Annotated in this window: 7 protein-coding genes; 5 read left to right on the top strand and 2 right to left on the bottom strand. The window is 44.3% G+C overall.

Annotated features, from left to right (window positions below; all coding sequences use genetic code 11):
• A partial coding sequence (locus tag H140_RS15340) for a helix-turn-helix domain-containing protein (protein ID WP_156819036.1) occupies positions 1–261 on the bottom strand: 261 nt, incomplete at its 3' end.
• 676 nt (positions 262–937) lie between these two features.
• Between H140_RS15340 and H140_RS0100900 the strand changes: the two genes are divergently transcribed.
• The 4 genes from H140_RS0100900 to H140_RS15730 all read left to right on the top strand — a co-directional run bounded on the left by H140_RS0100900 (position 938) and on the right by H140_RS15730 (position 5,447).
• A complete protein-coding gene (locus tag H140_RS0100900) occupies positions 938–2,545 on the top strand; it encodes a carbon-nitrogen hydrolase family protein (RefSeq protein WP_019671772.1) in 1,608 nt (535 codons plus the stop codon).
• 139 nt (positions 2,546–2,684) lie between these two features.
• Entirely contained in the window at positions 2,685–3,176 is a 492-nt protein-coding gene (locus tag H140_RS0100895; protein ID WP_156819040.1) for a protein disulfide oxidoreductase, read from the top strand.
• Between the two features lie 276 nt (positions 3,177–3,452).
• Positions 3,453–4,829 (top strand): solute carrier family 23 protein, encoded by a 1,377-nt coding sequence (locus tag H140_RS0100890; RefSeq protein ID WP_019671770.1) that lies wholly within the window; start codon positions 3,453–3,455, stop codon positions 4,827–4,829.
• A gap of 453 nt (positions 4,830–5,282) precedes the next feature.
• Positions 5,283–5,447 (top strand): hypothetical protein, encoded by a 165-nt coding sequence (locus H140_RS15730; RefSeq protein WP_156819035.1) that lies wholly within the window; start codon positions 5,283–5,285, stop codon positions 5,445–5,447.
• A 79-nt stretch (positions 5,448–5,526) separates the two neighbouring features.
• Here H140_RS15730 and H140_RS0100885 read toward each other — a convergent pair whose 3' ends face one another.
• Positions 5,527–6,501: a DMT family transporter gene (locus H140_RS0100885; RefSeq protein ID WP_019671769.1), complete on the bottom strand. Its 975-nt coding sequence runs from the start codon at positions 6,499–6,501 to the stop codon at positions 5,527–5,529.
• Positions 6,502–6,772: 271 nt separating this feature from the next.
• On the opposite strand from H140_RS0100885, the gene ppc reads away from it, so the two are divergent.
• Positions 6,773–9,586: a phosphoenolpyruvate carboxylase gene (gene ppc / locus H140_RS0100880; RefSeq protein WP_019671768.1), complete on the top strand. Its 2,814-nt coding sequence runs from the start codon at positions 6,773–6,775 to the stop codon at positions 9,584–9,586.
• The last annotated feature ends 82 nt before the right edge of the window (positions 9,587–9,668 follow it).

Here is a 9,668-nt window from a genome sequence, read left to right as displayed (position 1 = left end):
TATGTCTGTCTGTGCAAGCTTGCTGTGACGGCCTCGACGATGACGATCGTAGATGCTTTCAAGTCCTCGTTCATAATATCGCTTCTTAGTACGTCTGGCAGTTTCGGGGTGTATGCAGAGGTCTTTGGCAATATCTATCGTGGATTTGCCTATGCTGTACTGGTGTAAGATCAGCAGTCGTAGGCGGGCTCTGGGATTGCTCTCAGTTTTTGAGTATTTGCCAAAGTCGTGATCGTCTAGGGTATTTGTTAGTTTGGTCATAATTGAATTATACTATATATTTTGGGTTTGGTATTAGAATTGGGTTATTCGAACAGGACAAACCAGACGGATAGCTCAGCCAGACCAGATCAGATCAGATCGGATAAGATTGATTAGAAGTGATCAGCTATTGCTGATAAGGTGATAGCATCTAAACACAACAAGAGCAGAGTTTATAAAAAAATCATAAATATCACAGCGTTACAAATCTATATTTTCAATAAAAGTCGCTGCCTTTATAATATGCCGATAAGCGGTCGTAAATTGCTAAATCTGTCGCATATTTCGTCCAATCCTTTATTAATACTCTTGATTTATTAATACTCTTGACTAATACTACGGCTTTCTGGGTTATGCCTAACCTCTGAGCAAGCTCAACTCTGCTAACCAAGCCAAGAGCTGTTAGCATTTTTATAGAATTAAACTGTATTTTTTATGTAGATAATATTTATAAATAATAAAGATTAAAAAATCAACCTATGTTTATCTTTCAAATATAAACCATAAATAAAAAATTATATATTTAATAATTATTTTAGATAATCTAACCAACAATTAAATCCTATTTTAATAGATCCCAATACCTATTTAGGCCACCATAACGCCTAGAAACAATCTAATTACCTAATTTATCTAACTATCGAACTCATTACCTAATTAATAGACGAGTAACACTATGACGACCAAAAATGAAGACTTTCATCTAAAGATTGCTGAAATCAAGAAAAAAGACTATCCGCAATTAAAAACACTGATGGATCGAGTCTACTCTAACCTAGGTGGCGCTTGGTCAAAAACCACCATCTATACCCTGATTGACTCTTTCCCAGAAGGGCAAATTGCGCTGTTCGACCATGACAAGTTGATCGGTATGGTGCTGACCATGCGTGTCAATTATCAACGTTTTTCGAATCCGCATACTTATGATGACTTAATCGGTCAACGTGAGATTATCAAAGATGACCCCAAAGGCGATGCCATGTATGGCATTGATGCCTTAATTGATCCAGATTATCGTGGCTATCGCTTAGGTCGTCGTCTGTATGATGCTCGTAAAGAGCTGTGCCGTCAGATGAACTTCCGTGCCATTTTGGCAGGTGGTCGTATCCCCAAATACCACAGCTTTCAAGACATGACACCAGGTGAATATATTGAAGCCGTTGAGACCCGTGAAATTTATGATCCTATCTTGTCGTTTCAACTTTCAAATGGCTTTATCGTCAAACGCATCTTAACCAACTACTTACCCGATGATAAACAGTCACGAGGCTTTGCAACCTTACTTGAGTGGGCAAATATCTATTATGAACCTCAAGACTATAAGCCCAATACCCGTAAAACAGATGTGCGTATCGGGGGTATTCAGTGGCAAATGCGTGAGGTCGAATCCCCAGAAGAGCTGTTGCAGCAAGTTGAGTTCTTCGTCGATATCATGGCGGACTACAATGCTGACTTTGCTTGCCTACCCGAATTCTTTAATGCCCCGTTGATGGGTCTGTGTGATTCAACAGATCAAAATGTTGCCATTCGCTTTTTAGCCGACTATACCGAATGGTTTAAAAATGAGATTTCTAATCTGGCCGTTAGCTATAACGTAAACGTCATCACAGGCTCAATGCCATTATTTGATGAAGATGAAGAGATTCTCTATAACGTCAGCTATTTGTGCCGCCGTGACGGAACCGTAGAGGAACAGCGCAAGATCCATATTACCCCTCATGAGCGCAGTGCTTGGGTCATCCAAGGTGGTGACAAAGTTCAGGTATTCGACACCGATGCCGGCCGAGTTGGCATCTTAATTTGTTATGATGTCGAATTCCCAGAGTTGGCACGTCTACTGGCGTTAGAAGACATGGACATCTTATTTGTCCCCTTCTGGACAGACACCAAAAACGGCTACTTACGTGTGCGTCATTGTGCGCAAGCACGTGCGATTGAGAATGAGTGTTATGTGATGATTTGTGGTTCGGTGGGCAACTTACCGCAGGTAGAAAGCCTGGATATCCAGTATGCCCAATCATCGGTATTTTCACCGTCAGACTTTGCTTTCCCACATGATGCGATTATGGCGGAAACCACGGCCAACACTGAAATGGTATTCTTCTCTGACTTAGACCTAGACAAGCTGATTCATGTGCGCAACGAAGGCTCAGTAAACAACTTAAAAGACCGTCGTGAAGATATCTTTAGCCTAAAATGGAAAAAGAAAGCCAAACAATCGGTCAAACAAAACAAATCGGACGCTGAAGCGGCACTTAAAGCACAAGCAGATGCCGATCAATAGCCGCTTGCCGTCCAATTAGTTCTTATAAAAGTGAAGCACCATGCCAAACTCATTACCACCGAACGACTCAACCGACCACACTGCCAGTCAACAACCTAGGCAGCAGCTCAAGCAGAGAACAACCAGGTCTCAAGGGCTAATGGGCTGGGTATGGACGCTGAGCAAGTATCTGATAATTTTTGTGGTTATTTATACCGTCATTAACTGGTGGCGACAGCCAGTGATGCCTGCTGACCCTAAATTGCAGCTAATCGACTATCAAGGAGAGCTGGTAGACCTTGAGCAGCTCAGCCAGCAGTCACCCGTTTTGGTATATTTTTGGGGTACTTGGTGCGGTGTCTGCAAAGTCACCTCACCCACCATCAATACCTTGTCTCAACAAAATAACTATCCCATCGTGACAATAGCCGTCAACTCAGGCAGCAATCAAGATTTACATCAATATATGGCAGAACACAACTATACCTTTACCACCATCAATGATCCTAACGGTGCGATATTTGATCAGTGGCAAGGACAAGTTACGCCCTCTTACGTGGTCTTAAAAAATGGAGAGATGACTCAAGGGCTAACGGGCATACAGCCTAAATGGTCTCTCAAATTACGACTGTGGCTGTCTTCTTTAGTTTAGGCTAATATCAGCAGCTACTTTGTATTAGTATCAGCAGCTACTTGAAGTTGATATCACAGCTACTTTGAGTTGATATCAATAACTGTTATCTCAAGCTGGCAGAGGCTCTGATGAATTAGGTTCAACCTGCGCTCAGTTTTGGTCTATAATAGCGGTGTTAAATTACTGTACAATTTAGTAACCAAGCATACACACTTGCGACATATAACTGACAGCGTCTGCTTATGACATCTTATACTGTCTATACATTTTACTGCCTATAAATAAGGACAGTCTATGCATCCTCGCCACACAGATAACTCCACATCTACCGATGACACCCCTTTATATGACTACGATCCAGACTTTAGCAATGGCAAGTGGTTTCCAAAATGGAAGCCCTTTGGTGGTGACTTAGATCAAAATACAGTCGCTATCAATGAATACTTACCACCAGGAAAAAGTCTGATGTTGGGTATTCAGCACACTTTCGCCATGTTTGGTGCTACTGTGCTTGCGCCATTATTGATGGGCTTTGACCCCAATTTAGCCATCTTGATGTCTGGTATCTGTACCATTTTATTCTTTATCATGACTGGCGGCCGTATGCCCAGCTACTTGGGCTCAAGTTTCGCCTTTATTGGTCCAGTCATTGCCGCCACCGCTTATGCTGGCAGTGGTCCTAACACCAACTTAAACGTGGCACTCGGTGCCATCATGGCCTGTGGTATCATCTACGCCTTAGTTGGTGTGCTGGTTATGAAAGTCGGCACCGACTGGATTGAAAAGCTAATGCCCCCTGTGGTCACCGGCGCCATTGTGATGATTATTGGTCTGAACTTAGCACCAGTGACGATTCAAGGCGTCTCTGCCAATCAGTTCGATGCTTGGATGGCCACTTTAACGGTGTTATTAATCAGTAGCGTGGCGATATTTACCCGCGGTATGCTGCGCCGGTTACTGCTGCTTATCGGCTTGATATTGTCCTACATTATCTACTATCTGGTCACCAATGTGATGGGCTTTGGTACTCCGATCGACTTTAGTGGCGTGCAGCAAGCGGCTTGGTTTGGTCTGCCCAGCTTTCACCACCCAGAGTTTAGCCTAGATGCCATTGTGCTGATTGCCCCGATTGCCTTTATCTTAATTGCTGAAAACTTAGGTCACTTTAAAGCGGTTGAAGGCATGACCAAGTCACATGTCACGCCATATATTGGACGCGGCTTTTTTGCTGACGGTATTGCCACCACTTTATCAGCCGGCTTCGGCGGTACAGGGGTAACGACTTACGCTGAAAACATTGGCGTCATGGCAGTGACCAAAGTTTACAGTACCACCATCTTTGTGGTTGCCGGCTTAGTCGCTATCTTTTTAGGTCTATCGCCGAAATTTGGCGCTATTATCCAAAGCATCCCACCTGCGTTACTTGGCGGCGCTTCGATTGTGGTATTTGGCTTAATTGCCATTGCTGGGGTCAAAATCTGGATGGATAATAAAATCGACTTCACCAAAAACAGCAACCTAATCATTGCCGCAGTCACCGTCATTATGGGTGCTGGTAACTTTAGCTTGCATCTTGGTGGCTTCGACTTAGGTGGCATCGGAACCGCTACCCTAACCGCCATTGTATTAAACGCTTTATTTAACCGTGAAATCACTAATAAAAAAGCCTAATCGCCTGTTAAATAACTTCACTTACAAATATAAGCAACAAAAATATAAGCAACAAAAAAGCAGGAGCCAATCCTGCCATCCGCTCCTATCTTGCCCACCCACTGGCGCAGTGACTATTGGCTACGAGCGTTCCAACATACGAGCGACCACTCTTAGCCAAGTCACTGCAAGCCAGTGGTCGTCCAAGGATATCCGCTACTGTCAGGGCTAAACCCCGTCTTACGGCCACATTCAAGGCACAATATAATACATTTCTTTCGTCAAAATGTTGAGCCTCGTACCTCAATACCAACCTACACATCGTGCAAACATAAAAAATCAAAAACCCTAACAGGATATGGGGTGTAGGCTGGCGTGGAGGTAACGACACCCAGCGAATGCGAATTGTGATTTGATGGGTGCAAATCTCAAAAAGGTGATTGAAGCTATTTTCGCAGTAAATGTGAATTGAAGATGCGGTTTAGCCCTGATTGCAGCGGATATACTGGCGTAGGTCATGGCGATGCGGACTGTGGCGAGAGGCGGTGTCGTGGTAGCAGTAACGACTCTCGTCACGTTAGTCCGCACGCCATGAGCTCGGCAGATAGTAGCGTAAAGCAGGATTGGCTCCATCAATGAAATAAGGCTTTGCGCCCTTTCTTTTTTCTATTCGTTAAATCTTAAAACCAACGACATTCAAAACTACTGTGACCTCACTCTATTTACGCCGATAAAAGCGAGAAAAAAAGCGATAGCGGCGCATTTTTGTATTTTGACGTAATGCTTGAGGCTTTAATGACCCCAAATAAATGGCAAACATGGTCAATACCGCACCCGTCCATTGCACCTCATTAATTGGCTTATATAGCCAAAAATAATCAATGACCAGGGCTGCCAACGGCTCGGTTAGCAGCAGCAAGCCGGTCACTGTCAGCGATAATTTAGGAATTGAGTAGGCAATAAGCCCCCACGCCAAGCACTGCATCACTGTGCCATATACTAGTATCCAGCCCAGCTCTGCTAAGCTTTGGGGCAGTATTTGCCCCTTATCTAAGATCAACATTGGCAACAACATCGCCAAACTACCACCCAAACTAATACGACGCATCAATACAAATATCGGAGTCGGCGCTGCTTGATGAGTCAGGCGAATAAAGGTCATCGAAGCGGCCAACATACTGGCAGAGACAATGCCAGTGATAAAGCCGTATGCAGCATGATGATTGTTGGCAAACTCAGGACTGGCAATCAGCACTACCCCAGCCAAAGCAATAAACAGGCTAACCAGTTGCACTAAAGTTTGACGTTCTTTGAATATTAAAAAACCCAGTGCCGCTAAGAAAAATATCTGCAAGCTATTAAGTAAGGTCGATATTCCAGGGCCGACCGCATAAATACTCTCGTGCCACAGCGCCAAATCAATGCCCAAAAAAGCGCCAGATAAACAGCCATAAATCAGCGCTTTTCTATGATTTTGTATGCTAATATTAGAGGGCATACGCTGCTTGAACAAAACAGCCAATAAGGTAAAGACCACACCGGATATCGCTAAGCGCCAAAACGCCATCGCATAGCCGCCCACGTCGACATGGGCAACGATAAGACTGCCCAGACCAAAGACAACACACCCAATAATTAAGCCAATGGCGGCATATTGTGTCTGCTTAGGCTGCTGTGTGTACGTCTGGCTCATCGCTCATCCTTATTGTTGTGGTCACCTCTGTTGTGAACCCTCAAGTGTATGATAAGCTTGCTTGGTGACGCAAGCATCTGATGTCGTTAGAGATGATATAGATGTCGTTAGAAATGATATAGATGTCGTTAGAAATGATATAGAGTTATTAGTTAATATCTAGTGTCTTGTGACTGCTTTGCAGTTTCATCGATAACTTTACACCCTGTTTTTAATTAAGGCGTATGCAACATTCGCCTTAATACCTAGGCCAAATTATAAGGAACCTAAAATGCCATTAAATAATGAGCTGCTACGCTCTCGTGTTCGCCTACTTGGCTCAATGATTGGAGAAACCATTGCCCGTCAAGCAGATGAGCAAACGGTTAAAACCATTGAAACCTTGCGTAAAGGCTTTATCAAAGAGCGCCGCTCACCCAATCCTGAGAATAAAAAACAACTGATTGCCTTGATTTCATCATTGGATAATCAAACGTTAAAACATGTGATTCGGGCGTTCTCAATTTATTTCTTTTTGGCCAATTTAACCGAAGAGAATGTATTACGCGAGCAGCGTCATGCTCTAAAACAGCAGACCTCACATTTTTGGGAAGGTTCTTTCCGCCATACCCTACTTGAGTCGCGACAGCGTAACATTGACGCCCAACAAATTAAAGAGCTAATCGATCAATTAAAATTCATTCCGGTATTTACAGCGCACCCGACCGAAGCTCGCCGACGCACTACCATGAATATTTTGCAGACTTTATACGCCCACACTACAGTGCTAAATGAAAGTACTGAAGGCAGTAGTAGTTATAAACAAGCCAAGAAAAAAGTGGCTGAGACCATCGACTTATTGTGGTCATCTGATGAGGTGCGTACTCGTAAACCCTTGGTGTATGATGAGATTAACAACGGGCTACATTATTTTAATGCCAGCTTGTTTACTGCCATTCCACAGATCTATCGCAATATGAAAAACGCCATAGATGACATCTATCCTGAGCTTAGCGATTATCCATTGCCCGCCTTTGTTAGCTTTGGCTCATGGATTGGCGGTGATAGAGACGGTAACCCTTATGTGACTCATGAAACCACAGAAATGGCAGTGCTGATGCATGCCAATACGGTGCTGCGTCATTATCGAGTGTTAATCAAAAAACTGCGCCGTCAACTGGTGCACAGTGACACCATCATCGATATTGCACCTGAGGTGTATCAGCGCATCCAAGCCTATCATGATCTTGATGAAAAGGTATTTTTATACAACCCAGTCGATTATCACAATGAGCCATATCGCCGTTTATTGACTATTGTATTGGCAAAAATCCAAGCAACCAATCAACATATTCAAAGCCAAGGTAGTGATGTTGAAGCAGCTCACCATGCCTATCGCAATCCACAAGCCCTGCTTGATGACTTGCACTTGATTCGCAATAGTGTGGCACAGCACGATCAGGCACACGCTGATGGCTTATTGCTGGATATTATCCGCCTGGTACAGACCTGTGGCTTCCACTTGGCCTCTCTCGATATTCGCCAAGACTCAGCCTATCATGGCGAGGTGATTGCCGATATCTTTGCCAGCGCCTCCAACCTGCCAGATTATAATAGCTTGAGCGAAACGGAACGTCAGCAATGGCTCACTCGCTTATTGCAACAACCAGGCACACCGCTAATTTATAGCGATCATTTAAGCGAACAAACCCAAGAGCAGTTGGCCTTAATGCAGTCAGTGGCAAAATTGCGTCAATTGGTAGGTGAAGATACCTTTGGTAGCTATGTTATTTCAATGACCAACAACGCCAGTCAGTTGCTTGAAGTATTGCTACTGATGCGCTTTGCTGGTTTGTCTGGTATTGATGAGGACGGCAACTTATTTGCCGCCCTACCGGTTGCACCTTTGTTTGAAACCATTGATGATCTAAAAAACATCGACAAAATCTTACCCACGGTATTGGACAATCCGCTGTATCGCAATTTGTTGCAGCGCTCTGATAATACCCAAGAGATTATGCTGGGCTACTCCGATTCGTCAAAAGACGGCGGTATTATCACCTCAGCGTGGCAGCTGTATAGCGCACAACAAACCATTACTAAAATTGCCAAACAGTATGATATCCAGACTCGTCTGTTCCATGGCCGTGGCGGTTCGGTGAGCCGTGGTGGTGGTCCAACCCACCAAGCCATTGCTGCTCAGCCAGCGGGCACTTTAAATGGTCAGATTAAGTTTACCGAGCAAGGCGAAGTGCTGTATGCCAAATATGCCAACTCAGACACCGCAGTGTTTGAGCTGACGATGGGCATTACAGGTGCGCTAAAAGCCAGTTCAAGCCGCTTTGTCGAGCAGCCAAAACAATTAGAGCGCTACGAGTCATTATTCGCTCGTTTGGCCGATGCAGGCGAGCAACAATATCGTGCCTTAACCGATAATACAGAGGGCTTTTACACCTTCTACTCGCAGGCCACCCCTGTGCAAGAGATTTCATTACTCAATATTGGCTCACGCCCTGCACACCGTAAAAAAGGAGTGCCTAGTAAGACGACTATTCGTGCTATTCCTTGGGTATTTGGCTGGTCACTGGCTCGATTTACCCTACCTGCTTGGTATGGGGTTGGCAGTGCGCTTGAAAGCGTGAAGCAAGATGAAGCACTGATGAAAGAGATGAACGAGCATTGGCCATTCTTCCGAGCCTTTGTCAGTAATATTGAGATGGCGTTTACCAAGTCGGAGATGAGTATTGCCCGTGCTTATAGCCAGCTGTGTGATGATGAGCAGCTGCGAGAGCAGGTTATGCAGGCCGTGATGGACGAGCATCAGTTGACTGAAGCTGGCTTAAACTCATTGCTTGAACAAGGCTCACTGTTGTCGAAACAACAAGACTTAGCAAGCTCTCTTGAGTGGCGAAATGCTTATTTGGATCCCATTAACTACATCCAAATTGAGCTGTTGCAGCGTTTGCGCCGTGAGCAAGATGAGCAAAGTGTCGAGAAGCTGAAAGATGCTGCCGCCGATGATGGCTCAGCAGATAAATTATCGGTTGTTGACCCATTAATTCGCAGCATCAACGCTTTGGCAGCTGGTTTGCGTAATACAGGTTAATAAAACGGCGCACTTTACTTGAAGGCTATAAAATAAAACATTTCAACTGTTTGTTTTTATTATAATAATCAGGTGCTTTATA

The organism is Psychrobacter lutiphocae DSM 21542, from assembly GCF_000382145.1.
Classification (GTDB): domain Bacteria; phylum Pseudomonadota; class Gammaproteobacteria; order Pseudomonadales; family Moraxellaceae; genus Psychrobacter; species Psychrobacter lutiphocae.
Note: the sequence above shows the minus strand (reverse complement) of the source record. Positions and strands in the feature narration are given on the sequence as shown.